This window comes from Rubritalea marina DSM 17716 (genome assembly GCF_000378105.1).
GTDB lineage: Bacteria > Verrucomicrobiota > Verrucomicrobiia > Verrucomicrobiales > Akkermansiaceae > Rubritalea > Rubritalea marina.
Genome location: NZ_KB899251.1, coordinates 144437 through 169329, shown reverse-complemented (window position 1 = coordinate 169329; position 24893 = coordinate 144437). Strand labels below are relative to the sequence as shown.

At 44.3% G+C, this 24893-nt stretch carries 26 protein-coding genes; 1 reads left to right on the top strand and 25 read right to left on the bottom strand.

Features of this window, described 5'->3' with window-relative positions; all coding sequences use genetic code 11:
• Positions 1-2 precede the first annotated feature (2 nt).
• Genes F454_RS0105555 through F454_RS0105540 form a run of 4 tightly spaced genes read right to left on the bottom strand, consistent with a single transcriptional unit; the run spans position 3 to position 1706 of the window.
• The gene (locus F454_RS0105555) at positions 3-353 is read right to left on the bottom strand and encodes a dihydroneopterin aldolase (RefSeq protein ID WP_018969643.1); all 351 of its coding nucleotides are present in this window, start codon (positions 351-353) and stop codon (positions 3-5) included.
• The gene (locus F454_RS14305; protein ID WP_083912901.1) at positions 350-1054 is read right to left on the bottom strand and encodes an HAD family hydrolase; all 705 of its coding nucleotides are present in this window, start codon (positions 1052-1054) and stop codon (positions 350-352) included. Before F454_RS14305 ends, F454_RS0105555 begins: the two co-directional genes overlap by 4 nt.
• A 21-nt stretch (positions 1055-1075) precedes the next feature.
• Positions 1076-1483 carry a DciA family protein gene (locus F454_RS14300; protein ID WP_018969641.1) on the bottom strand — a complete coding sequence of 136 codons (408 nt, stop codon included), beginning with the start codon at positions 1481-1483 and terminating at the stop codon, positions 1076-1078.
• On the bottom strand, positions 1470-1706 hold the full coding sequence (locus tag F454_RS0105540; protein WP_018969640.1) for a ferredoxin: 237 nt from the start codon (positions 1704-1706) through the stop codon (positions 1470-1472). Before F454_RS0105540 ends, F454_RS14300 begins: the two co-directional genes overlap by 14 nt.
• Before the next feature lie 174 nt (positions 1707-1880).
• On the opposite strand from F454_RS0105540, the gene argF reads away from it, so the two are divergent.
• Positions 1881-2780, top strand: coding sequence for an ornithine carbamoyltransferase (gene argF, locus F454_RS0105535; protein ID WP_018969639.1), 900 nt, complete (start codon positions 1881-1883; stop codon positions 2778-2780).
• Between the two features lie 79 nt (positions 2781-2859).
• Here argF and yaaA read toward each other — a convergent pair whose 3' ends face one another.
• From yaaA to F454_RS0105430, 21 genes are all read right to left on the bottom strand, one after another.
• A complete protein-coding gene (gene yaaA / locus F454_RS0105530; protein WP_018969638.1) occupies positions 2860-3633 on the bottom strand; it encodes a peroxide stress protein YaaA in 774 nt (257 codons plus the stop codon).
• A 77-nt stretch (positions 3634-3710) separates the two neighbouring features.
• The gene (locus tag F454_RS15615; RefSeq protein ID WP_083912900.1) at positions 3711-4454 is read right to left on the bottom strand and encodes a glycosyltransferase; all 744 of its coding nucleotides are present in this window, start codon (positions 4452-4454) and stop codon (positions 3711-3713) included.
• 6 nt (positions 4455-4460) lie between these two features.
• The gene (locus tag F454_RS0105520) at positions 4461-5252 is read right to left on the bottom strand and encodes a glycosyltransferase family 2 protein (protein WP_018969636.1); all 792 of its coding nucleotides are present in this window, start codon (positions 5250-5252) and stop codon (positions 4461-4463) included.
• Positions 5249-6007: a glycosyltransferase family 2 protein gene (locus F454_RS0105515; RefSeq protein WP_018969635.1), complete on the bottom strand. Its 759-nt coding sequence runs from the start codon at positions 6005-6007 to the stop codon at positions 5249-5251. Before F454_RS0105515 ends, F454_RS0105520 begins: the two co-directional genes overlap by 4 nt.
• 1 nt (position 6008) lies before the next feature.
• A complete protein-coding gene (locus F454_RS0105510) occupies positions 6009-6905 on the bottom strand; it encodes a glycosyltransferase family 2 protein (RefSeq protein WP_018969634.1) in 897 nt (298 codons plus the stop codon).
• Positions 6906-6968: 63 nt separating this feature from the next.
• Complete coding sequence (locus F454_RS0105505; RefSeq protein WP_018969633.1) at positions 6969-7985, bottom strand: rhamnan synthesis F family protein; 1017 nt, start codon at positions 7983-7985, stop codon at positions 6969-6971.
• Between the two features lie 34 nt (positions 7986-8019).
• On the bottom strand, positions 8020-10065 hold the full coding sequence (locus F454_RS14290) for an ABC transporter ATP-binding protein (RefSeq protein ID WP_018969632.1): 2046 nt from the start codon (positions 10063-10065) through the stop codon (positions 8020-8022).
• 182 nt (positions 10066-10247) lie between these two features.
• Complete coding sequence (locus tag F454_RS15610; RefSeq protein ID WP_205618993.1) at positions 10248-11600, bottom strand: capsular polysaccharide export protein, LipB/KpsS family; 1353 nt, start codon at positions 11598-11600, stop codon at positions 10248-10250.
• Between the two features lie 73 nt (positions 11601-11673).
• Positions 11674-12354: a PIG-L deacetylase family protein gene (locus F454_RS0105490; RefSeq protein WP_018969630.1), complete on the bottom strand. Its 681-nt coding sequence runs from the start codon at positions 12352-12354 to the stop codon at positions 11674-11676.
• Between the two features lie 291 nt (positions 12355-12645).
• Complete coding sequence (locus F454_RS0105485) at positions 12646-13653, bottom strand: PseG/SpsG family protein (RefSeq protein WP_018969629.1); 1008 nt, start codon at positions 13651-13653, stop codon at positions 12646-12648.
• A gap of 2 nt (positions 13654-13655) precedes the next feature.
• Positions 13656-14411, bottom strand: a complete 756-nt coding sequence (locus F454_RS0105480; protein ID WP_205618992.1) for an amidohydrolase family protein — start codon at positions 14409-14411, stop codon at positions 13656-13658.
• Positions 14412-14462: 51 nt separating this feature from the next.
• Positions 14463-15164 (bottom strand): RraA family protein, encoded by a 702-nt coding sequence (locus tag F454_RS0105475; RefSeq protein WP_018969627.1) that lies wholly within the window; start codon positions 15162-15164, stop codon positions 14463-14465.
• Positions 15165-15241: 77 nt separating this feature from the next.
• Positions 15242-16435 carry an ATP-grasp domain-containing protein gene (locus F454_RS0105470; protein WP_018969626.1) on the bottom strand — a complete coding sequence of 398 codons (1194 nt, stop codon included), beginning with the start codon at positions 16433-16435 and terminating at the stop codon, positions 15242-15244.
• The gene (locus F454_RS0105465) at positions 16432-17454 is read right to left on the bottom strand and encodes an N-acetylneuraminate synthase family protein (RefSeq protein ID WP_018969625.1); all 1023 of its coding nucleotides are present in this window, start codon (positions 17452-17454) and stop codon (positions 16432-16434) included. The genes F454_RS0105470 and F454_RS0105465 overlap by 4 nt, the downstream gene beginning before the upstream one ends.
• On the bottom strand, positions 17439-18551 hold the full coding sequence (locus F454_RS0105460; RefSeq protein WP_018969624.1) for a pyridoxal phosphate-dependent aminotransferase: 1113 nt from the start codon (positions 18549-18551) through the stop codon (positions 17439-17441). Before F454_RS0105460 ends, F454_RS0105465 begins: the two co-directional genes overlap by 16 nt.
• A gap of 14 nt (positions 18552-18565) precedes the next feature.
• Complete coding sequence (locus tag F454_RS15605) at positions 18566-19732, bottom strand: formyltransferase family protein (RefSeq protein WP_018969623.1); 1167 nt, start codon at positions 19730-19732, stop codon at positions 18566-18568.
• Positions 19729-20427: a pseudaminic acid cytidylyltransferase gene (gene pseF / locus F454_RS0105450; RefSeq protein WP_026292733.1), complete on the bottom strand. Its 699-nt coding sequence runs from the start codon at positions 20425-20427 to the stop codon at positions 19729-19731. Before pseF ends, F454_RS15605 begins: the two co-directional genes overlap by 4 nt.
• A 10-nt stretch (positions 20428-20437) precedes the next feature.
• The gene (gene pseC / locus F454_RS0105445) at positions 20438-21628 is read right to left on the bottom strand and encodes a UDP-4-amino-4,6-dideoxy-N-acetyl-beta-L-altrosamine transaminase (protein ID WP_018969621.1); all 1191 of its coding nucleotides are present in this window, start codon (positions 21626-21628) and stop codon (positions 20438-20440) included.
• Between the two features lie 20 nt (positions 21629-21648).
• Positions 21649-22650, bottom strand: a complete 1002-nt coding sequence (gene pseB, locus F454_RS0105440; protein WP_018969620.1) for a UDP-N-acetylglucosamine 4,6-dehydratase (inverting) — start codon at positions 22648-22650, stop codon at positions 21649-21651.
• Between the two features lie 11 nt (positions 22651-22661).
• A complete protein-coding gene (locus F454_RS14280; RefSeq protein WP_018969619.1) occupies positions 22662-23798 on the bottom strand; it encodes an ATP-grasp domain-containing protein in 1137 nt (378 codons plus the stop codon).
• Between the two features lie 11 nt (positions 23799-23809).
• Complete coding sequence (locus F454_RS0105430; RefSeq protein WP_018969618.1) at positions 23810-24880, bottom strand: Gfo/Idh/MocA family protein; 1071 nt, start codon at positions 24878-24880, stop codon at positions 23810-23812.
• Between the last annotated feature and the right edge of the window lie 13 nt (positions 24881-24893).

Here is a 24893-nt window from a genome sequence, read left to right as displayed (position 1 = left end):
CACTAGTTGCTTCGCTGTATCCGCAAACCAACAAATTCAGTATCGGGCATGATGAACTTCTCGATCTCTAGAGTGATCTGCTGGATCTCAAATTCCTCGAGTAAGGTAGCGCAAACTTCTTCAGCTAGCGTCTCAATCAACTTCCTAGGCTTATCAGCCGCCACTGCTTTCACCCGCTGACTCACTTCGTAGTAATTAAGCGCCTGATCAATATCTTCATCGAGCTCCGAAAAGCCACGTGCAGGAATCATTTCAAGATTGAGATGAATCACCTGCTGTTGAGCTCGCTCCTCATCGGGCACGCCAAGATAGAGTGGCACTCTGAGTCCTTTCACAATGATCGTGTCTTTCATGATTCGGTCTGGGTTGGATTGTGTTGAAATAGCTGGCTCCAGTTGCTCACTTGTTCAAGGGCCTGGCGGAATTCCAGAAGATCATTCACCAAGTAGCTGGGATCCACAGACTCTAGCACGGCTCTGTGGTTGTAGCCAGTCAGCACTCCAGCAGACAAGATCCCTCCATGATGCGCAGTCTCCACATCATGCGTCATGTCACCTACGAAAACGCAGCGGCTGGAATCGATACCATGATCAGACACAATGGAGCTGATGACATCGCGCTTATCGAGCACACCTGAATACGTTTTGCTAAAATACTGGTCGAGCTGGAGATCTCTTGCTTGCTGGTGGAAGTCAAGGGTCGACATGCTGGTGAGCACGTACATCTGACAACCGTGACCACGCAAGAACTCTAAAAATTCGCGTGCATGCGGCAGGGCTGGTACCGGGTCATCAGAGAGGTCAAAGCCAAGCCGAAAATGAGTCTCTAGCTCGCTTAAATCAACTCCCTCAAGACATTCTTCATAGAATTCATTGTAAGGCAGTCGAAAGCTACGGCGGAACGCTTCACGCTCCCACTCCGGCTTTCCATAATGTCGCATCACATAGTTCGTCGCGCTCACCACCAAGGCAAGATCATCCACTAGGGTGCCAGACCAATCGAATATCCACGACCAGTCGCTAGGCGTATCTTGGCTTATTTCCTCTGTCCTCATTGCACTCGTTTGGCTCAGAGATTAACCGATTTTAAAACGGATCTGTTTCACCACCCCTTTACCTAACTCGCGGTGAAAGTTGTTGAGCATTTTACCTTTCAATTGCTCCAAGTGAAAGCGCATCGATGGCTGCACCACCTTCAACACAAGCACCCCATTGCGGAACGATTCAGGCTCAGCATGCTTGGCCACAAAGTCCCCGGCGACAGTCTGCCACGCCTGACGTAGCCGCTGTTCATCGAGCCCACCATGGACGCCTACCTTCTTTAAAATACTATCCACATGCTCGGAGGCGATGTGGACATTGCGGTTGGGATCCAGCACCGGATCTCCATGACGCCACTGCCGCAGCGTCATCTCCCGCAGCCACTTCATCGTGTGCGGGAGTTGTTTTTTGTTGCTTTGAGAAGATGGATTATTCTTCGCCATCGTCACCAATCGCCTCTACAGGGCAACCTTCCATGGCTTCGACGCACTGCTCGCGTTCTTCCTCATTTTCTGGCTGCTTGTATACGTAGGAATACCCTTCGTCTTCTTCGCGGGTGAAATTGTTTGGTGCAGTTTCACGACAAAGGTCGCAGTCAATGCACTGGCTATCTACGTAAAAGGTACCTTCGAGGTTTTCAGGATTTTTGTCTTCTCTGTCTGCCATAATATCTATGTGTGATTGGGCTCAGTGCTAGACTTGCGCACCTGAATAATCAACCCAATTCGGATAAATATCAACTATTCCTAGTGTGGATGCGCTCTTAAAGGAGCTAGTTTTGGGCCATTGATGGCGCTTTGTGCTAGGCGAAGCCAGTGTTTTCCTATACTTCCTGTATCCATGCAACATCTACTCTCCATCGAAGAGCTAAACGCATCAAAACTTGAACAACTTATCGATTCGGCAGCTGCACTCAAAGCGAGCCGAGGATCCGGTGCCCACCCAAAACCACTGGCAAATCAAACATGGGCCATGATTTTCACCAAGTCCTCCACTCGCACACGCGTCTCGTTTGAAGTCGGCGTGCGCGAACTCGGGGGCTCCATCATGTTCCTGTCTTCCAATGACATCCAGCTAGGTCGCGGAGAGCCGATCAAAGATACCGCCCGCGTGCTGGGCCGCATGGTGCATGGATGCATCATCCGCACCTTTGCCCAACAAGATGTCGATGACTTCGCCACATACTCCAACATTCCAACCATCAACGCGCTCACCGACGAGGAACATCCATGCCAGATCCTTGCCGACCTCCTCACCGTGAAAGAAAAGCTCGGTACCTGGGTGGGTAAGAAGGTGGTCTTCATCGGTGATGGCGACAACAACATGTCGTGCTCGTGGATCTGGGCGGCCAAGTACCTCGGTTTCGAACTCGTGGTCGCCGCACCAGAAGCGTGCCTCCCCCCCACGGAGTGGATGAACCTAGTGGATGCGCCCAATGTGAGTTTAACGTCTGACCCTGTAGCCGCCATGCAAGATGCTGACATCATCAACACCGATGTTTGGTTGTCCATGGGACAAGAAGGGCAATCTGAAAAGGAAGCTTTATTTGGTGCCTACCAAGTCAATGCCGAACTGCTCAAGAACGCCAAGGAGGATCACATTGTTCTGCATTGTCTACCAGCCTACCGCGACAAGGAAATCACCGAGGACATACTCGAGCTTCACGCCGATACGATTTTTCAGCAGGCAGAGAACCGCCTCCACGCACAGAAGGCTGTGTTAGCCGCTATTGCGAAATAAAATTGTTCAACCTTTCTAATCACGCAAAAGGCCCTGAATCACATCTCGCGATTCAGGGCCTTTTCTTTTAAAGACAATTCTACTGCTCGTCTCTCAAGAAGACTGGAGCATCGGGCTTGGAGCTCGCCTCATCGTAGTAATAGCCCGCGGTATTGAAACCTTTCAACTGTGCCACCTCGGTGATTCCATGACGCACAATATAATCAGCCATCATACCCCGAGCCTTTTTGGCGTAAAAGGAAATCACCTTGTATGTTCCGTTCTTCTCATCCTTGAATACGGGGCTCACAAGTTCACCATTCAAAGACTTCTTCTTCACCGACTTGAAGTACTCGTTCGAAGCTAAATTCACCACCAGTGATGAGCCACTATTTTCTAAATCTTGATTCAAAAGCTCAGTAACCTTATTGCCCCAGAACTCGTAAAGGTTCTTTCCCCGAGCATTCTCAAGCTTCGTTCCCATCTCCAATCGATACGGCTGCATCGCATCCAAAGGGCGAAGCACACCATACAAGCCCGAAAGGATGCGAATACTTTGCTGCGCAGCATCAAACTCCTCGGCAGACCATGAAGCAAAATCAATCCCTTGGTACACATCCCCCGTAAATGCAAACAAAGCTGGGCGGCTATTCTCTTGGGTAAAATCACGCTCCCACTGCACATAGCGCTCAACATTCAGCGTTGCTAACTTGTCGCTAATCGACATTAAAGAACCAAGCTCCGCCTCGCTCAGCTGGCGCAGGCGCTGCACCAATTCCTCAGAATCGTCAATCAAACGCGGCAAACTAGACTCCGTAGCAGGGAATTCCGATGAATAATCGAGCGACTTCGCAGGGGAAAGTAAGATGATCATGCTATGACTTAGCCCCCAAGGCTTTACCTTGGCAAGCAGAACCCATTAACTAATGCCTCACCAGCAATATCAGAGCGCTAGCGGTCTTTATAATGCCCGGACTTGGTCCACTTGTAGATCCGTGACTTCAAGCGCTTGAATCGATCCTTCAAATCGTAAACAAATTGAGACTTATCTTGGGAATTCGAATCGAGCCTGCGGTGCCACCCAATGTGAGCAGTCGCAGAATCAAAGAGTAGAACCGAATGCATGTTGGCATCCTCGAGCACACGGGATATCCCGAGCTCAATTTCCTCCTTGAAGCGAGCTAGTGGTAGGAACTTAGGAAAATCAACCGCCCGACGCAGCGATGGATTGAAAGAACATATCTCTTTCACCACCAATTCACCCACCACCTTACCGTCAGCGTCCAAATATTCTTCTCCAGAGAATAATGCATCTGGAAAGTCATCTCGCGCACGCACCCACACACAAAAGGCCTGCGTATCCTTCTTAAGTACCTCCAGCGAGTCCTCAATAAATCCAGAACGAAGAAACTCCCAATCATCCTCACAGTGAAAGACATAATCCGAAGTATTCGCGGCATACGCTTTATCGATACTAGCAAGCTGACCAATGCGCTGACCATTAGAAATCAATGTCACTGGGCAGCCCCAATCGTACTGGTCGAGTAAGGCCTGCGCTTGCTCGCCATAGGGTGAATCTTCAGTCACGATCACCTGGCTCAGAGGATAAGAATTCCACTGATGAAAGCTCGCAAGTGTCTGCTCTAATAAATCCATTCGAGCACAGCTCGTGATTACCAATGATACTGTATCCATTACCTTTTATTCCTCAATCCCACTCTCGCAGCGGTAGTATGTTTTATCATTCAAGACGCGCTCGAGTAGCTTATCATTTTCTGGGAGTGCCTCCCTGGACTCTTCTGGGTGGTAGATGTGTAACGCCACTGCTGAAAACTTCAGCTTGCGACGTTTCACCCCATAATTCACCAGCCTCCACGCAAGATCACTATCCTCACGCCCCCATCCCTCATAACGGTTGTCAAACCCATTCACAGCATAGAGGTCGTCTCTCCAAAATGCCATATTGCAGGTGCGTGTGTTCTTCGCCGTCGCTTTTGCTTGGAGCCCAATGAGCTTGGTGGCCCAAGGTTTACGAAGGAGGTTTTTAGCATTCCCTAATACGCCACCCTCAATAGCAGCTTGATCCCATGACCAGGCCTTCGGATCTCGCATCATCTGCTTGCTAAAACGGTCATTCAGAAGAACCCGTGATCCTTGCACGAAACTCCCTTTCTTTGCATAAGCCACATGGTCTGCCACAAAGTCCCTGTGAGCTACCATGTCTCCATCAATACAAATGACATATTCAGCTGTGACTTTTCGCAAAGTCAGATTCCTGCTCCGAGCAAGCCTGAACCCAGTATCCTCCTGCCATTCATGAATGATGTTGAGCTCAGAGCACCAACTATCGATCACTGATCTTGTTTCAGCCGCAGAGCCATCATCACCGATGATCACCTCATCAGGCTTGTGAACTTGCTTAGCTAGAGATGCCAGGCAGAGATCTAACGCTTGCGGCCAATTGTAGGTAGATATAATGACTGCAACCTTCATTTACGCTCCCTTGCTATTTCAGCAGCTCGCCAATGTTTATGGAATACCCCACCCGCATTCATCAGTGAAATAATGAATCCGTCGCGGCCAAAACAAATCCCCTTCTTGAAGAAGTAGAACTTTATAAAAGCAAATTTTGCCCTCAACAGTATGAGTAACACAGGCTTTGGCTTACCCTGGTAATTCTCCGCGTACAAACTGGTATACTGGATTAACTTCTGCAGCAACTCATGACTCCCATTAAACGAATAATGTAAAATGTGCCCCTCTAGCTCGCGAACTTCCATACTCGAAGTCTTCGGCTTCACGGATTCATGCACAATATCATCACTGAAATTTGCCACTGATCGATGGAATAGACGAACTACCCAGTCAGGATACCAGCCGCAGCCACGGATAGGCCTTCCACAATAATGATTCAGTCTCTTAAAGCGATACACTTGAGGGCTCGTAACATCCAGCGACTGAAGCGATCTAACACATTCCTCGTCTGGCCATTCATCCGAATCAATCGAAAAAATCCAATCGTAACGAGCCAAACCTACCACCTTCCGCTTAGCTGGCCCAAAACCCTCAAACTTATACCGCTCATACCTACAGCGCTCTATCTGAGACAACGCGGCATCCACCTCCCGCCCACTACGGTCATCAATGAGTACAACCACCTCAGCGACAAATCCCAAAAGGTGGCGAGCCAATGTTGCAACACGCTCTCCGTCATCACGGGTGATTAAAACTGCTGAAACCTCCAACATATCACTTCGCTAGTTGAATTCGGATGTATGCTTCTAGCGTCGCGCGTATCCCAATCGCATGGGAAACTTTGCCCAGTGCTTTGAGATACTCCTTCTTCAGCTCCTTCGTCCGATTAGGATGTGCCCTATATTCTTGCGGTAAAAGTTTACCAAAATCTGCAGGAATGGAAAAAACACTACGACAATATTCAAAAAAACGGGCCGTCGCCGCCTTTCGATGTATGCGTGCCGGATGCTTAGAAAGAGCTTTGTGATTGTTTGTAGGGTGCACGCGATACTTCACGGTGACCTCATCCGATGCATACTTATAGCCACCACTCAATGAAGTGAGCCAAATCGTAATGTTATCAGCATTGACAACCCAGTCCTTTTCGAGATCTCGGGGTAAAGGCAAGTACGGCTTTAGATCCGCAGCTCGAGCCACAAGAGCAGAATTCAATCCGCCAACATATGAATTACCGACTGCAGTAAGGACTGTCGTCTGACCAATGAGCTTAGGACAATAGCTCCGATATAGGTTCTTGTCCCCTTCTCCAAACTCCTTACTGGCGGAAAAATATAAACTTAGCTTTGGCTCATTCAAAAACTGCTTCTCCGCAAGCTCGAGATGGTTTTCATGCCAAATATCGTCACTATCTAACAAGGCTACAAGATCTCCAGTGGAGTGAACAATACCCTCACTCACGCAACTCAGCTGCCCACCATTTTTCTTCTCTACCACTCTAGCCCAAGAGACCTCCTTCAGCATCTCTCGTGCAATGCTTACAGACTCATCTGGCGACTCATCATCCACCACGATAAACTCGTCTGGCTGGCGCGTCTGATCCAGCACACTCTGAATCGCCTCTGCTAAATACGGAGCCGAGTTGTAGCTATCAATAATCGCCGTGATCTTCATAAACTAATATGAAACATCAGTAGCCATTCCTCCGACAAACAGCAACACTCGATCTTCGAAATTTCAATCAGACACAAGGCCTCGCATGAATAGTGCCCAATTTTTGGTATAATTGAGAAACTTCACAGGATTGACAAAAAAGTAATACTTTTTTGGCTTTAATCTTCCTACTAATGCAGGCCTATCTCGATGAATACTGGCCTGTGTAATCGATTTAGCATAAAGATACTTGTCATCAATGACATTGAGCCAATCTCCTGAATGTAGCCCCTGATTACTCCAATCTATGAGCATCTTCTTTTTTAAGAATGGATTGCCAGCTCGGCAAAATGGTTTCCATAGAGCAAACGAAGGATTAATAGTCATCGCCCTGTGAGTGATCGAGTACCACCTTGGCTTGGCCATAGCACGCATACATGTATGCGCATTCGTTTCTTCATTCTCAACCTTCACCAAGTACGGGGCAATATGTTTTTCAACAGGGAAAGCTGCTCCAACACAAAAACCCTTCTCTACCATGAATTGGCTCATACCAACCTCTCCACAGTGGATGACTGTGTCGTAGTCACACTTAAAATCGTAAGCTGCCCAAAATTCTCTCAGAGCCTCAAATACAACCTCAGTAAAACAAACAAAGTAGGATTGGATGTGGTAGTTTATTTGCCAGCTGTCCGTCATTCCCCATACATCGAACCCAGTTTTTCTCATCCGGTCACAGACCGATTTTAATGAGGCAAATGGACCATACACGCTATCGTTACAGTGAAAGATACTACGAAACTGTCCGAGCCTAGCTTCAAATTGCTGAAACCCAGTATAGTATGACTTAAAATCGTAGCCAATATTTTTCCGGTGAATCACAGAAACCCCCATCGCAGAGAGCTTCTCTTTGTCTTTTTCATCTAACTCCTCCGAAGTTGTCACAAAGACCACATGGGCACCCAGCTCATCGATTATCCGATCAAGCTGATGGTACACATATTTCTGCACCCGACTCTTGGCATCGTAAGATGCGTATACACAGAGAGATTCCCGACCCGCAGGGTCTTCAAGTGCGCGATAAATGATCTCTTGATTCATGGAGTTTGATTCACTACATTGCAGTATTTAATACCTAGTCAAGAATTTGCTTTTCGTGCAAGCTCTTGTATAAATCGCTCTCCAACATGAGCTCCTCATGAGTTCCCTCGGCAACTATTTTACCAGCATCAAAAACCAAGATGCGGTGCGCAATCTTGATTGAGCTAAATCGATGGGCAATAATGAGCGTAGTCCTTCCTCGGACAAGTTCCTCAAGCGCCCCCTGAACAGCCTGCTCACTTTCAGCATCCAGAGCCGAAGTGGCTTCGTCCAAAATAAGAATTGGGGAGTCTTTTAAGAAAGCCCGTGCAATTGCCAAGCGCTGACGCTGCCCTCCTGAAAGGCGCGTTGCTTTTTCACCCACAATAGTATGGTAACTATTTGGCAATTTTTCAATAAACTCATGGCAGTGCGCTAATCGCGCCGCTTCACGGATTTCTTCTTCACTAGCATCAAGTTTGCCTAACCGGATATTGTTCTCTACAGTGTCGTTGAATAAGTATGGATCCTGCGAGACAACGGATACATTGGCTCGTAAGTCATGTAATTTATAATCACGAACATCTAGCTCATCGAATAAGAGGTGCCCCTCTTCAAAATCGTAGGATCTAGAAATCAAATGAGTAAAAGTTGATTTCCCGGCCCCACTAGGACCGACGAGAGCAACAATTTCACCTGGTGCAATTTCTGCATTTACACGATTCAACGCTGGCTCACCTTCTTCGTAATTAAATAATACATTGCGGAAAGAAATCTTACCACTCAGCTGCGGTAACACCTTCGGATTTTCTGGGTCTTTCACCCCCACTTCTGCATTAAGCACACCCTCCAAACGCTCAATAGCAACAGCACCCAATACTAATTGATTCTGTAAGGCTCCCATCCGCTTAATCGGCTCATAACTCATATACAGAGCAAAAATAAGTGGTAGAACTTTCTCTAGAGTCAGACCGTTTTGTGCTGAGTAATAAATGGCGACTGACACCCCTACTGCTGTAATAAACTCCACAGACGGGTTTATGAAGGCTCGGTATTTGGTCATCTTCATAATCATTCTAAAAAAGTCATCAAGAATCACTTTAAATTTAGACTTTTCACGCTCTTCTAAATTGAACGATCTAACGTCCCTGACCGCCATGAGGTTTTCCTGCACACAGTTCCCCAATTCCCCTTCCCCCATAGCACCAATACGCATTTTCTCCATCATCCGCTTAGATAGCTTCCTTACAGGATAGATTGCTGCAGGAATCACTGCAAAACAGACTAGAATGAAGGCGATCTCACTCTGCTGGATGGACATGTAGATAAGCGAACTGACAGCGGCTATAAAAGTTACAGGCTGCTTAATCAAATCATTCGCAGCTGATGTGAGCATCTGTTGCAAACGAGCAGATTCGGTCATAATTCTCGTCATGAGATCACCTGTTCCATGCTTTTGAAAGAATGAGAGGTCTAGCTCCTGAAGCTTATTGAACACGTCTTTACGCAGGTGCTCTAAAACAAAGTTACCACAGTATGTGATCTGATATGTATTGGTAAAACCTGATATTCCACGAACCAAAAATACAGCAGGTAACATCATTACGACTCCAAACAAGAACCAGCCATCACTCTTTTTTTCAGCCTCTTGAGTGATAGGTTTGTATTCCTGATGCGAGCTCTTAAAATAGAGGGTTGGTTGAATCGACTTGTACTCATCTGAGTCATTCAAATAAAACAGATCCCCAATCGATTGCTTAATCTCGGAACCCGGACTTAAATAGGTTCCATCAATGGACAGAACTGAGCCCTCTTCTAATTTCTCATACGTCTCGGCCGCAGTTTTAGTGTACAATCGTTCAATGTGCGTGAACTCATCTTGGGTTCCCAAGTCATAATGAGCAGGCTTCAAGTCGCTACTAGCAACTGCTAAGACAAGCCCCTGTTGATCGGAAGAGAACAACAAAGGAAAGACTTTGGAAGCCATGAAGGGCAAACCAAAACCGGAGGCCACTCCGTAGATAATACCCGCAACAATGGCCAGTATAAAGCGCCATTTCACTGGCAATATTAGCTTAAAATAGGGAAGAAATTTATTCATTAATTGTAATTAATTTGAACATCATTGATGTGAGTGAAAAACCTACTACTTATCCCTAGCTTGTCAAAGCATTCTGAGATACAAACCTGTGACGAACTTGGACAGCTCTGGACCGATCTATCAGCGTTCCCATATTATAGATTGGACTTGCCACTCTAGGTATAGAGTAAAGTGCCAAGCCCTTAACCAACTGCCCGCTTAGGGATTTCCTGCCCCATGTACTCCACTTCCTCAAAGCTGTGAACCTTAACGTATTCCATACTAGTTCCAAATTCGCCAGCATATGCACCATATTTGATCGCACCTTTCTTCCCAGAAGAAGTTAAACTTTTATCGCCAATCATAGATACTACGCCATTATGAGACCTTGGTGCGTGAGCGGCGTTCAAGCCTTTATAAAAACTTGTTCCGGCTATGACAGACGGCTTCCCCCAATAGGAGGCTTCAGCCCCCATAGTTGAACCGAACGTCAAAACTTTGGATGCCGCGTCTAGTAATGCATAACTACTCACTTTAGATTCAGGTGAAATAACCGTTAAATTATCATATTTCTCGTCTAGCTGGTTCCATTTTAACAGCTCTTGGTCACACACATCCTTTAAGTTGGGGTGCATCCGAAGCCAAAAATGTATATTCTCATCATCAATATCTGATAGAAGCCGGTCAATTGCCTCACATTGACTCGAATAAATTGGGTTGGCCCATTCCTTACCAATTGCCACAAATTCGTCTTCAGAACTGTTAAAAATAACAACATTATGTCTTTCCTCGTCCCACCCCTTCGGTAGTTCATTGAAATTTTGGTCTTTAACAAATGAGACCCAGCCTTTGTCAGCCCCTAGCCTCTTCGCTCCATAAAAGCTCTTTGCCGCAGAAGCTAATGTAAATCTACTGCGAAACATCGACCATCGACGAACACTTGCTCGAAAAGCTTTCTGATCATGAGGTAAATAGTTTTTGAATATGTGATACTTAGCCTTGTCAGCGCCTCTCTCATGGAGCCAACAATGGATCCTCTTTTCTCTCGAGGCGCGTAGAACTCCTCTACTAGAGGCAAACCGGCCATTAAACGTAAGTACCACCCTAGGATTCAAAGCATCCGTGTATTGGCATGTGAGCCTATATTGAGCATAGGCGCAACAGAGCAATGGTCTCAAACGCCCCCACTCCTGCTTGACAGAGACATCTAATAGCCTCGTCCATGACACAAAGGACGACACAGCGGCTGAACCCACATCGAACCCATGAAATGTTTGCTCAGACAAGTCACCTAATGATTCGATATTTTCAAAAACATCTTGAAGCCATTCCTCAAACTCTCCTTCAAACTTGATAGGCTCAGCTTCAATGACTTCGATTGAATCCGAGACCATTGAATACACCCTACTCATCTTATCCACATAAGCCTTAGACTCCGTCTCTAAATCATCAGGGGTATAACAGGGGGCGACTGTATCAGCCAGAACGTGACTCCAGTGAGGGATAACGGCTGTCACCTTATGACCCTTCTTGATAGCCTTGGTTAGTATTTCCATTTCACAAGCGACATGCCAGTCATGGTCAATGCGAGTAGGAATAGAGAGTATATGCATTTCTTGGGTATTTTCTTTATCCGATAGATCTTTCTAGTACGAAAGCTTCTGCTGCCTCTAGTCCGACTTGAGCTCCTCGAAATTTAGCTTGTACTTCTAGAGCTTTAATAGAGCGTGCATGTGGAAAATCACGCATTTCCTCACTATAGGCTTCGAGAGCTGTCAGCTTGCGGTCAAGTTGCTGACTGATGTCTATGTAGTGGTTAGGTGAAAATGCGGAACTGAGAGAAGATCCTTGCCAGGCTGTACTAGAAGCTACTTCGAAGGAGTAAATTTGCGAAAGAAAACTACCTGGCTGAGGACGACAGGCAGTTAGGACAGCTTCGAGTACTCGGCGGTGATCTATGTTAAGATCACCACCATGGTGGGTGTAGATGGTCTCTGGCTGAAATGATTTTATATACGGCTCCAACGCTTGAATAATTTCGAGCCGTGAGACACTGTCCATGGCGTTATCTGGAAGCTCCAAGCGTGTGAGTGAACGAGCCCCAACAATACCCAACGCTTTTTGAGCTGAACAATCTCTAAGCTCAACATTCTGAGAATCTTCTTCTCCAGCACCGCGTGAACCAACTCCATTGGTGAGAAATATCACTGCGACATCATCACCTGCATCGGCATGCTTGGCCATGGTACCACCACAACCGAGGATCTCATCGTCAGCATGTGCTGCCACTACTAGAATATTTTTACTCATAATTTTCCCTGTAGGCTACTCGTATCTATTTTCCGCTATTCATGAATAGATCAATAACTGACATGTAGAGAATGTGTAGACGTGTCTTTTGCTAGGCCAGCAAAAAATATTCAAAATGGATTATACGACACCCTTCCACGCCGATACTAATATCATAGTGAGATCTTGGCACCTTTTCAAACTCAAGGCAATAATTGGGACGCTCATTTGATACACAAAGAATACTTTAATCACCCTCATATATCTCCCAATAAAATTTTGGCATCTCAGATCTGCAACAGACATCTATGATTAACCTAAAATAACTCTAGCAGCCCTTATTGCACCCTGGCTATCAATCAACCCATGTAGGTTATGCGTCATTCTATTACGTAAGTTATAAGAACTCAATTTATTTAAATCCTCTTTTATCTTTTCAAGCCAGTCCACATCATCCCAATCGATTCTAGATAAAAATAAACCATTGGAGACATAATAGTCTCTAAATTTCTCTTGATCAACATCAACACAAATCCCGATCATTGGAACTCCCATGTAGGATAACTCTCCCAGTGTCTGTCCACAGGCTGTAATAGCCAAATCAGCTTTTTGCATCAAGTTTCTCATTTCAACCGCTGAAGCACGACCATAAAGCCTAAGGTTGCTGTAGGCCGAAGCTAAACTTTCAAGGTCGAGCTGATAGGCGCTCGTACCACACACACAATGAAAATTTATTTCAGGGTAAACTGCCACCACCTTACCTAACAAACGTGGAATCAGCTCCCTAACATCACTACCACCCACTGTTATGAGAACCTCATGTATACTCTCTCGCACACGGATTTCATTACGTTCAAAATGAAACTCATCTCTCAACAAACAATATCGCGGGCCTCCAGCAAAACTCACACCGCTATATCGATAATCATTTCTTTGATAGTAGATATTCGGATTAATAACACAATCAACTGGGTACTCAATCCGGTCATAATCATCTATTACAACTACTCGTTGAGCTGCAAGTTTAAGCGACTTGTATGAATCTAGATTAGCGAGATAAGAGTCAACCACCACAATTGTATCCTCCTTCACCAGTTCACTAAACAGAAGTTCATTTTCATGCCATGAATGGTAGGACTGCTCATAGCCAGTATCATAAAGATCCTCTCTCCAGTCGTATGAGAACAGACAGAACCTGACCGAAACACCAAGCTCTACTAGACACTTAGCAAGCGTCTGGCACCGCATCACATGCCCGTAACCAATGCGCGCACCAAGCTCAGTAAAAAAAACAACCCTATGACTACCTTGCTTCCCCACAGCTACAACTCCAATAAATCTACCGCGTTCTGATAAAACACCCTATCTAAAAATTCATCAGAGAATTTATGCCTATTGTAGAAAGATTGAGCATCATTCAATGCTTCATCAAATTTAAAATAAGGGTCATCGGATGCAAACATCACTCTATTTGGCCCTAACTTTTTATACATATAGGCCAAATCCTGTTCTACACTTGACCCCAAATACCAGGTAAGTGAAATTGAACTTTCCACATAGATATTTGGCCGATCTAACGCCAATAAGCATATGCTCAAGCATTTTAAGCCACCACTATGCAACACAATCACTGGAACTTCAGTTATATGACGAGCAACACAGCAGATAAAATCTACTGTATCATGTTCAGTCATGTATGCAGTTCCATAACTACCATCGAGGCAAATGGCCATATTTAGCGATTCTGCATACTTACATAATTCTACTATCACCTTATAATCATCAATAGTGATCTGCTGTTGGTATGAGTGAAACTTAATACAATGAGTGCCCGCTGCACGGGCAGCCTCTATATGTCGAATACAGTCAGAGTCCCTAAAGTCGATTAGAATAGTCAACGCAACTTTCTTTACCTTTCTACGGGCATATACAGCAAAAGCATCCCCACTTAAAAATAAGCTTGAATTAAAAACCATAAAGTTAGCTCCTGCCAACTTAGGCAGAAAAGAAACTTGGTCTAACCTCTTAATAAGTTCATCATGATTAGCTGACATCTCCGTCGCCGTACGATCATTCACCGTTGCTTCGATCGGCGCCGGCAAATGGATGTTGAAATCAAATATTCTCATCTAGACATTGTATTCCTCTAATTTCTGCCTCAACACTTCAGGTAACACCTCAGGATCTCCTAGATAAGCCTTCAAACAGATAGTCTTATATGTCGACCACTTTAGGGTATCTATGCAGTAGTACCATATGTCCTCCTGCAACTCGATAAATTGAAGGCGCTTCAAGGTATCTTTAGTGAGTTGTTCCTTTCTAATCAGAGTACAGCCTGAGTCATCACAAACTACTACACCACCCTCAATCTTTCGCCTATTTTCCTCAGCTAATTGAAGAACTTCTGCCGTTGGCTGCACCTCTTTATTGTAGCAACCCAGTGGTGTCACGCCTTGAGCCCAGATCGGGTAATCTTGCTTGATCAATGAATGGATATCTCGCATCAAACCATTCACTACGATTCCCTCAATCTCTTTATAAAGTATGAAATACTTTGCCACAATGTCGCCAAATGCTGCATGATTCCCGCAATCAAATGTATCAACATACAGAACTCCACCTTTTTTCACTACCTCACCTTGTTCATGAATAGGCCAATTTGACTTGCTATGACCATAGATGTAACTCACTTCACCAACCGTAAACTTTTTGGAGACAAGAGGGCGTAAACCTTCAATTACACCAGATTTCCCAAGTGCATCAGCCACTTCTACCGAAGATATTCTATTATTCTTTATGACACTTATTATCTGATCCTTGAAATATGACATTATTCTGTATGCTTAAAAACTCTAGCGAAGTTGTAAAATGAAAAAACTATCCAATGGCCTAGCTATCAACTCAATCACTATTCATACTCTATCGTAATAGAGGCAATCACTTGATCAGCTTTCCGTCTAGCATCCTTCTTGTCATGAACAATCACAAAACCGTGGCGGTCTGCATCGTTTGTGATAGGCGCTATCACCTCTCCCTCTTTGAAAGCTAATCGATACTCTAACACATCGGGGTCAACCTCTAGTTTATTTAGTCCATTTATCGATTTTATGACACCTGATTCAAAAGTGAAAAATTTCAAAATCACCTGGTTCCTATCCACTACAATCTCAGATCCATCAAATTGGCTTTCCCCAAGTGCATTCAATACTAATTCTTCAACTAAATCTACGCCACTCACCTTAGGTACTATGAGCTCGGAAGTAAAACACCCACCACCACGATTCGCAGCTTCAACAAGATAAATATGCCCCTTAGAATCAATTAGGTACTCAGCATGCGTCATGCCATAGCTAAATCCTAAGCCTCTACAAACTACCTCATTGTTTCGCATCGCTCTTTCGTACAACTTCTTATCCAGAGCTCCTGGATATTCTATATCGATCGCAACTTGCAGTCCATCACCTAGCTTCGACTTCGTAGCTAAGGCTATGGACATGGGCTCTCCACCCACACAGTATCCGTCCACAGTAATTTCATCACCTTCAATAAATTGTTCAGCAATAACCAATCCTGATATACTGTTTCTGTATGCTTCCATATAAGCCTCTGTGACCTCGTCGGCACTGGATACTTTGGATACTCCAAAGCTACCACGCGCATCCACAGGCTTCACAATCAGCGGGTAACCACATCGTTGAGCAAAGCCCTTCAAATCTTCAGCCGAACGGCATTGCTCATAACGTGGAACCCTTATACCCATCTTCTGGCAACGCTTGCGTTGAACGTACTTATTCGTTGCTAACTCAGCAATATCCACACTGGGGCCTGGCAGCCCAAACTCCGTAGCTACATATGACTGAGCCAAGTAAGCATAGTCGTCCTGGTCAGAGATGACAGCTGTTGGTCTAATTTTTTTCGCAAAGGCTAGTATTTCCGTAAAATCTAGCATGTCAGCAATCAAGACCTCTTTGTACTCGACACCTTTATAATAATCTTCGGAGTAGTGCACAGCGTACAGGTCGATATCACCCCGTAATGCTAACAATTCAATCAGAGGAACCTGCTCCCAGCCAATTGCCAAAATTAACACACGTTGCTTCATATCAAAGAGAACATTGAGGGTAACAACAAACTGCCTACTGCCACATTTTCACTCAATGAAGCTCCTTCAAAAACACCAAAATCACGACAATCGATACCTTCCGGATATCTCAAAAAATCAACATCATCCACACTTAAAGATTCTCCTCTCTTAATATCTTTTTTGGCAAATAATCGGTATAATATGGATTGTTTGAACTCACTCTCAGAGGATTCTAGTCGTGTTCTAGGTAAGGAGCCGATCGCTTTTTCAGTAATACGAATCCCTTCTACCATATTTTTAAACTCGTCAGGGTCTAAAGAAAATGGAGAATCAGGTACGGGCAATGTTTTATCGATAGCAAAATGCTTTTCAATCACTTTGGCGCCCTTGGCCACAGCAGCTATTGCAGTATATACTCCATCGCTGTGATCAGAAAAACCCACGATTTTGTTAAACATCTTCTGGTAAAGCTCGATGCGCCCCAAATTAACCTCCTCGTATGGCGTGGGGTACATACTATTACAATGTAAGATGATATAGTCTGGATTATTCTCAGCTTCAAAAATATTAACTACCCCCTCTAACTCAGCATATGAAACAATCCCCGTTGAGATTATAGTCGGCTTACCTAGACTTGCAACTTTCCTCACCAACTGAGGGAAGGTTCCAATCTGTGCAGAAGCTAGTTTATATAGCGGCACATCAATATCCTCTAATAAATCGATAGCATCAAAATAAGTCGGGGCTGAAAAAAATGTGACCCCCTTCTTTTTACAGTATTCATCTAGAGTATAATGCCAGGATTCCTTAAGATCTATTTTCTTGTGTAGTTCAACGATACTCTTACTTGGATCACGATAGAGCTTATCAACGTTTAGAGATTGGAATTTTACTGCATCAGCGCCAGACTCAACAGCTGCATCGATCGATTCCAAAGCGAGTTCCCAACTTTGGTTATAATTTGATCCAATCTCGGCAATTACATATGTCGCCGCCCCTCCAATTTTAAACCCATTTACATTTATAGTTCCTTGCATTTTTCAATATAGCTATTGAGCCTATTAAGCCCTTTTTTTAATTCTTCGGTATCAACACAAAATGAAAGCCTAACGTAATCATCAAAACCACTCCCATACGCTCCCCCTGGAATAAGAGCTACGGCCTCATGTTCCAGAAGACCCGTACAAAAGTCTTTTGCATCCAACTTGATTCCTAAAAGGCCTAAATCAAAAAAATAATAGAAGCCTCCAGCTGGAGTAAACGGCAACAGTTCAGGGATTATCTCAGACACTAAAGAGCGATTTTTTTCATAATATGCTGCATAGCCTGAAACTACTCGATCTAACTCATTTATTTGACTTAAACCATACTGGGAAATCGTATTCACGCAGGTAATCGTGTTCTGCTGCACCTTGATAATCTGTTGGCAAAGACTTTCATTTTTACTGGCAATGTAACCGACTCGTAATCCCGTCATCGCATGTGATTTCGAAAAACCATCAAAAAGAACCACATTTTTAAGGCCTCTAAACCTAGCCATACTATCGACAGCATGATCATAGGAGAAAAACTTATATATTTCGTCAATTAAAAGCTCAGCTCCCTTATCCTTTACAATTTCAAGAATTGTTTGGAGTTCTGAATCTCTATAGACATAGCCGTCCGGGTTGTTGGGATTGCATATGATGAGTATATCAAATTCAGAATCCTTCAATGATTCCAACCAATTGTTTTGATACCTATTGACTCCATAATAATTTTTTCCTGCAAGCCTACACAACCCTTTATAGCCTAACCATGCTGGCTCGATAGCGCATACTGATTGACGCTCTGTAGCCAAAAAATAGGAATACAACCCATTCTTCACACCATGACTTATGATTATTTCGTCACTCAAATAGGTGCCTTTGTAACTTCTCGACACTGCATTCCTGAGGTCCATTTCTCCTTGCGCCAGTGAATAATGAGTACGGTTGGTTGACATTGCCTCGGAAATGCCTGCTTGCAGAGCACGATCTAACGGAAAATGTGTGTCTCCAATCGACAAGGATACAACATCAACACCGTCAGCCTTAAGTTGATTAGCTAGTGCCGCCACAACCATCGAGGCCGACTCTTCAATTTTATTACTCATGATAGTCCTTCTAGTTAGCACTCTGGTCTATAATGTTTATCTTTTTCAATTTTCAGAACATACTTATTCCCTCTATGATAAAAAAATGCTGGATAAGCAGTATTGTCGACAGTCCTCAGCAATTCAAACTGGTCACGGATAGTACAATCTACATCTATCTCACTATCTTTCGGCCCCCTGCGTGCATAGAAGCTCTCTTCCCCTAATTGCGGTACAGACTCTCCAATAATTTCTGGGTAGCTTTCTAAGAATGAATAACATAGAGAATATGTTGCATTAGCCTGCTTCTCTCGAATTTCTGACACCAACTCACTCCCGTCTAATAAAATGGTATCCCTTATATAAATATTCCCAGCATCCACTTTAGCCTCAGCTTCAAACAGAACTATTGGAATCTCGTTTTGACCTTGTATCACCTGCCATGTCGTAGGAGACCATCCCTTCCCTCTAGGCAGATCACTTTCGTGTACGACGATATTATGCACATTTTTTTCTAATACATCTTCTGGAATCAATTGCCAAAAAGAGAGGAGAAAAAGCACATCACAAGGTTCAATTTCATCAGCCTCATGGACAACTTGTACACTGTGCCCTAATTTCTCTAACTTCCTAACAAAGTCGTCTATCGTTGAAGACATCCACCCATCTGCTGCTGTTGCTACGACAATATTAAGCCTTTGAAATAATACTGCGGAAACCCTTAGTGCGCCTATGCCATCTGGGGCATTTAGACTATATACAGGGCCCAACAACCTCAAAACACTCCCCTCACCTTGCGATTTCCACACAGATTTTTCTACCGTTTCATTAAGAACAACATCACACCCGTTTGGGGCCTCAGACACTTCATCTGAAACCAGCATAACCTTACTCGATTTACTTACGAAAACAGATTTATGTCTTTCGAAAAAGCTATAGCCCATAATCACAAGCCACTCAATTGGCCTACCTGCTGCGGCCATCTGTAAACGACTACTCCAGCCCCCTAAACTCTCATTATTCATTACGAATCCTTCCTCACCCCCCTTTTGCTCCCCATAACCACCGTGGGATTCAGACAGGATGATAGCATCCCCCCCACGAGCGGCACAGGCATTCGCAAGCTTAAGAGCACGGCTATAATAACCACTCGTATTAGAGAGTTTCGCACCTTCTGTTAGAATAATTACTAGTGGTTTCACTTTTTCTTTTCAAGTAATTCATACGCAAGTTCGGCGCACCTCCAGTCTTCTGGAGTATCTATATCTTGAACTCTCTCTCTCGGAATAACCACACCAGTTGAGCGAGCACTGAAAAATCCATCATTTTGAAATACTGCATCTCGGCGAAACCAATAAAACTGCCCAGCATCATGGTAGCACTCTTCAAAATCTTGACTACGCTTCTTTTCATTTTCGGGCTCCAGCATCGCTACTCTTCCTCTTCCAGTGAGTCGGAGAGCCCTCTGAATAGGAAATGGATATGTAGCCACGCTAAACGCAAACTCGAGGCTTACATCACTCTCTAGAACTGAATAGCCCTCTTGTAATAGTTCAGATGTCACAAAAGGAGCTGTAGCATACAAGCAGCAGCCTTGATCGACATGTCTCCCAAAGACAGCCTCTATCTCTAACACCGCATGCGTCAATACAGGCATAGTACCAACTAAGTCACCCGAGAGGTCCTTAGGCCTCAAGAATGGAACGGTAGCTCCGTACTCCCGTGCAATCATTGCAATTTCTTCTGAATCGGTCGAAACCACAACGTGATCAAAGCATCCAGATTGCAGAGCAGCCTGAATCGACCACGCAATCATAGGTTTACCACAGAATTCCTTAATATTTTTATGAGGAATTCGTTTACTGCCTGAGCGAGCAGGAATGATAGCAACTTTCATAGTCATATCCTTAATGCCTCAACTCTAAAACTTCTGCGATGATTTTTTTTACATCCTCGTCTGATAAGTCTGGGTAGAGCGGGAGACTCAATGCCTCACTATAAAAATGCTCAGCGTTAGGGCATTTTCCAGGATTATAGCCGTAGGAATTACGGTAGTAGGGTTGGAGGTAAACTGGGATGTAGAGCACTTGTGTACCAATGCCTTTGGAGCGCAACTCAACCATGACTACACTACGCGTTTTACCGATGGCGGTGAAATCGATCTGTAGGGTATAGAGGTGCCACGAAATAAAACCTTTATCTTCGGCAGAGCGAATACCTGGAGTCTTAATCCAATCAATGTCGGCGAAAGCTGCGTTATAGAGTGCAACGATTTCCTGCCGGCGTTTAATAAAGTGAGGTAAGCGCTTAAGTTGGCTAGATCCCAGTGCGCATTGCACGTCAGTGATGCGGAAATTATGGCCGAGTTCAAGCATCTCGTAATACCATGGACCTTGTTCGCCAAGACTCAGAGAGTCCAAACCTAGTCCTTGAAAAGCATTCGAATCACGAGTCATGCCATGAGTTCGTAGGAGTCTTGCTTTAGACGCGTATTCATCATTATCGGTAACTAGTATCCCCCCCTCACCTGTGGTGAGTGTCTTTACCGGATGAAAGCTAAACACCGTCATATCCGCCCATGGATGGCCTCCCTGTTTCCAAGCTTTACCGTCTTGAAAAAAACCTCCTCCAGTACCATGTGAAGCATCCTCAATGACGATAGCGCACTTACCTCGGGCAAACTCAGCAATCCCTTTCATATCTGCGGACTGTCCGGCATAGGCCACAGGAATTACAGCCCGAACATCTTCGGACCACGCCTGCTTCAACGACTCAAGATCCATCGTATAGGTATCTGAATCTATGTCACAGAAGTCGGGCGTAGCTCCTACAAATGCGGAGCAATTTGCGGAAGACAGAAAGGTATTAGGACTAGTTATAACTCGATCAGCAGAACCAATATCAGCTACCAACATACTAAGGTGCAATGCAGCGGTAGCATTGCATACGGCGATCGCATGCTTGGCTCCTACAAAGTCAGCAAACTCTTGCTCGAATGTTTCAACCCGTGGGCCACACGTCAAGAAATCAGATCGCAGCGTTTCAACAACAGCTAAGATGTCTTCTTCACTAATTGATTGCTTTCCGTATGGTATCATAAAAAAGAGGAGGTCTATGATTATGAAGTAACGACATGATCATCGATCAGCTTCTGTAGCTCTCCAACATTAAGAAAATCTTCGTTCTCGCCAGAACTGTAATTAAAACCTTGCTCAACAAGCTCCGCATTAAAATGTTTTTTATAACTCTCAATATCCCAATTAGGCACTTGAGGAAGGATCGCATAATATTCGCCTAGGTCATAGGTAGTAAATGAATCTGAACTAGTGATCATTTCTTCGTGAATTTTCTCACCTGGTCTAATTCCTACAACAGGGTGTTCACAATCAGGCCCTATTGCCTCGGCTATATCTGTGATTCTGTAAGAAGGTATCTTGGGTACAAACAACTCGCCACCCCACGCATGTTCCATGGCATGTAGTACCATCTTTACACCGTCCGCAAGAGATATGTTGAACCGGGTCATATTAGGGTCAGTAATGGGCAAAACCCCCCCCTCACGCTTCTTCAAGAAAAATGGCATGACTGAGCCATTCGAACCCATAACATTCCCATAACGCACAACGGAAAATTTCACATCTTGCTCACCTGTGATGTTATTTGCAGCAACAAATAATTTATCTGAGGCAAGCTTTGTTGCTCCATAGAGGTTGATCGGTGCACATGCCTTATCCGTTGATAAGGCGACCACGTGCTTCACGCTACAACTAAGAGCAGCTTTAATGACATTCTCAGCTCCTCCAATGTTTGTCTTAACGCATTCATCTGGATTATATTCGGCGATATGTACATGCTTCATCGCCGCCGCATGAATCACATAATCCACGCCATTAAAGGCTCGCTTCATTCGATCCAAATCTCTTACATCTCCAATTAAAAAGCGGATAGCTGGATATTTTTCAGGAGGAAATTCCTGAGCCATCTGAAACTGCTTTTGCTCGTCACGCGAGTAAATCACAAGACGCTTCACATTTGGCCACTTCTCGAGAATAGTTTTTGTTAGTGCCTGACCTAACGAGCCTGTACCGCCCGTGATGAGAATTGATTTATCGTTAAGCATGAATGTCTATTCTATTGTAATTTATATATTTCGTTTCGTAAAAAATCAGCATAAGCATCAGAGCAAGACTCCAAAGATTCGTATTGATAAAACTGGACAGAAGCTCGGTTACCACCCTTGGGAAATAGAGTTTCACCTGTCTTCATAAGCGGGAATTCAGCAAATAGCCTAGGCTGGGTTTTATAAAACACTCCCCAATAGACTTCTTCCTTCAAACTTTTAACAGTATGGCGAAGAATATATTTCCACTCCTCATCTAAATAATTACTTGGCTTCGTTGAGGTGAAGGACGCTGCATAATTATATGCATATGAAAACCCCGTGGTAAATTCGATCAATAGGGAATATAAATCACCAGGACACCGTCTGGCCACTTCGATAATATATGGCTCTTTTGATTCGACTATAAATTGCACATGAAAAAGGCCGTCTACCAGGTTTAACTCTGAAGCCATCTTTTCAATCGCACCGGACATCAAAGAAGCAACATTCGGGTCGATATCATCTAGGACATAGCTGGTGTCTACCGCATAAGCGTCGACTGAACTGCCTTCTTTTACATAGAAAGATTTTTGAACCTTCTTGTCTTCAATAAATGCACTGCATGAATAGAGCTGCCCCTCGTGATATGACTCAATCAAATAATTTGACCCGGCTTGCTCAGCAATTGCACAGGAATGGGATAAAGCCTTCATATCCTCCCCATTAAATTTAGATACTCCTCTACCGCTAAATGCATCAATTGGCTTACATATGTAATTACCTTTTTGGGGGAAAGATGCTAAATCAACCTCCCTTGGGGCTGGCAAATTCAGTCGTGCACACAAAGCTCGAAATTTTTTCTTATCAGCTAAAATATCATTAGAATCTGCTGTATCACATGAACTATTCGGCACCTGAAGTCTGCAGCAAGTCTCAATAGATACATCCGTACATCCGGGTACAATCGCCTCAATTTCATTACTGTCACAATGCGATTGCACAGCTAAAATATCGCTGTAATTTTCATCAATCCATTGATCTCCAGCTCGCAGCGCAAGCACATCTTCAGAACGGTTACCTACTACCCAAACATCATGCCCCATTTCAAGTAGTGCCTCATAAATTGGCACAGCAGCAAATGAAGTATCTACTAACAAAACTCTCATAGAAAATTGATCTACGAATCTGCCAACTTTGGCAACTCTATAACCCTTCCCTTTTCAATTGATTCTTTAATAGCCTCAACTACGGCCATATTACGATACCCATCGAGTGCGCTAACCATAGGCTCTTCTAGTCCCCGTATCACATTGATAAAGTGGTCTAACTGTAATTGTAGAGGATCTGAGCTCTCTCGCTCACCAGCGCCGTATGAAAAGTCCTCCCACCACGAGGGTGTAACAGATGAGTCATAGTACCTATAGTTCATCGTTGGGAAATCTACAGAACCGTTAGTACCAGAAAAATGATAACATGTATCACCTAACTGCTGGGGATAGGCCGGATTTTCCCCTGCTGTTAGCTCCCAGCTCTTCGAGGATGCTGCCGCATCCGACAGCAGAAAGCTCCCCATAGCCCCATTCTCAAAATGAAGACCAATTGTAACGGTATCTTCTACTTCAAACCCTCTCACATCATGCCCAGCTAAGGCTGTTACTTTTACGACTTCTCCACACAGGTGCCTCATTAAACCAACCTCATGAATCATATTGATAAGTAACACACCCCCGCCAAGCCGTGTCCTCCAACTACCTTCTACAAAATAATGGTCAGGCTTGTAAAATAAAGCACTCCCTTGCATTGCTACAAGCCTACCAAACATTGATGACCTTATAAGTTTACGTACTTCACAAACTAAAGGGTTATAGGTTCTATGGTGCCCTACAAGGACTGGAACTCCAGAGGCTCTTGATTCGACGAGTATTTCCTCTGCTGAACTTAGGTTGTCAGCTATCGGTTTTTCTACGAGCACCGGAATTCCCTTTCGGATACAAATTAGTGATTGTGAATTATGGAACGCATTGGGAGAGCTTACGATAACACCATCCACATCTAATGAATCCAGAGCATCCTCTAGATCGTTATATAATGGCACATCACAAAAAATACCATCAACATCATGATTCACACAATCTTTAGGCTGAACAACACCAACGAGGGTTGCATCACTGCTCTGTCTAATTCTAAGAGCATGTTGAAACCCTATTAAACCTAAACCTGACACTACAATTTTTATGGGGCAATCCATTCTCTATAAATTC

What these genes read in the sequence shown, in the direction of transcription:
- F454_RS15615 (WP_083912900.1), bottom strand. Translation starts at nt 4,454, where the DNA reads ATGGATACAGTATCATTGGTAATCACGAGCTGTGCTCGAATGGATTTA.
- F454_RS14305 (WP_083912901.1), bottom strand. Translation starts at nt 1,054, where the DNA reads ATGAGGACAGAGGAAATAAGCCAAGATACGCCTAGCGACTGGTCGTGG.
- pseC (WP_018969621.1), bottom strand. Translation starts at nt 21,628, where the DNA reads ATGATACCATACGGAAAGCAATCAATTAGTGAAGAAGACATCTTAGCT.
- F454_RS0105490 (WP_018969630.1), bottom strand. Translation starts at nt 12,354, where the DNA reads ATGAGTAAAAATATTCTAGTAGTGGCAGCACATGCTGACGATGAGATC.
- F454_RS0105470 (WP_018969626.1), bottom strand. Translation starts at nt 16,435, where the DNA reads ATGAAGCAACGTGTGTTAATTTTGGCAATTGGCTGGGAGCAGGTTCCT.
- F454_RS15610 (WP_205618993.1), bottom strand. Translation starts at nt 11,600, where the DNA reads ATGGAAATACTAACCAAGGCTATCAAGAAGGGTCATAAGGTGACAGCC.
- F454_RS0105520 (WP_018969636.1), bottom strand. Translation starts at nt 5,252, where the DNA reads ATGAAGGTTGCAGTCATTATATCTACCTACAATTGGCCGCAAGCGTTA.
- F454_RS0105505 (WP_018969633.1), bottom strand. Translation starts at nt 7,985, where the DNA reads ATGAATCAAGAGATCATTTATCGCGCACTTGAAGACCCTGCGGGTCGG.
- pseB (WP_018969620.1), bottom strand. Translation starts at nt 22,650, where the DNA reads ATGCTTAACGATAAATCAATTCTCATCACGGGCGGTACAGGCTCGTTA.
- F454_RS0105515 (WP_018969635.1), bottom strand. Translation starts at nt 6,007, where the DNA reads ATGTTGGAGGTTTCAGCAGTTTTAATCACCCGTGATGACGGAGAGCGT.
- F454_RS0105540 (WP_018969640.1), bottom strand. Translation starts at nt 1,706, where the DNA reads ATGGCAGACAGAGAAGACAAAAATCCTGAAAACCTCGAAGGTACCTTT.
- pseF (WP_026292733.1), bottom strand. Translation starts at nt 20,427, where the DNA reads ATGAAAGTTGCTATCATTCCTGCTCGCTCAGGCAGTAAACGAATTCCT.
- yaaA (WP_018969638.1), bottom strand. Translation starts at nt 3,633, where the DNA reads ATGATCATCTTACTTTCCCCTGCGAAGTCGCTCGATTATTCATCGGAA.
- argF (WP_018969639.1), top strand. Translation starts at nt 1,881, where the DNA reads ATGCAACATCTACTCTCCATCGAAGAGCTAAACGCATCAAAACTTGAA.
- F454_RS14290 (WP_018969632.1), bottom strand. Translation starts at nt 10,065, where the DNA reads ATGAATAAATTTCTTCCCTATTTTAAGCTAATATTGCCAGTGAAATGG.
- F454_RS0105510 (WP_018969634.1), bottom strand. Translation starts at nt 6,905, where the DNA reads ATGAAGATCACGGCGATTATTGATAGCTACAACTCGGCTCCGTATTTA.
- F454_RS14280 (WP_018969619.1), bottom strand. Translation starts at nt 23,798, where the DNA reads ATGAGAGTTTTGTTAGTAGATACTTCATTTGCTGCTGTGCCAATTTAT.
- F454_RS0105430 (WP_018969618.1), bottom strand. Translation starts at nt 24,880, where the DNA reads ATGGATTGCCCCATAAAAATTGTAGTGTCAGGTTTAGGTTTAATAGGG.
- F454_RS14300 (WP_018969641.1), bottom strand. Translation starts at nt 1,483, where the DNA reads ATGGCGAAGAATAATCCATCTTCTCAAAGCAACAAAAAACAACTCCCG.
- F454_RS0105475 (WP_018969627.1), bottom strand. Translation starts at nt 15,164, where the DNA reads ATGTCATATTTCAAGGATCAGATAATAAGTGTCATAAAGAATAATAGA.
- F454_RS0105555 (WP_018969643.1), bottom strand. Translation starts at nt 353, where the DNA reads ATGAAAGACACGATCATTGTGAAAGGACTCAGAGTGCCACTCTATCTT.
- F454_RS0105460 (WP_018969624.1), bottom strand. Translation starts at nt 18,551, where the DNA reads ATGAGTAATAAAATTGAAGAGTCGGCCTCGATGGTTGTGGCGGCACTA.
- F454_RS0105465 (WP_018969625.1), bottom strand. Translation starts at nt 17,454, where the DNA reads ATGCAAGGAACTATAAATGTAAATGGGTTTAAAATTGGAGGGGCGGCG.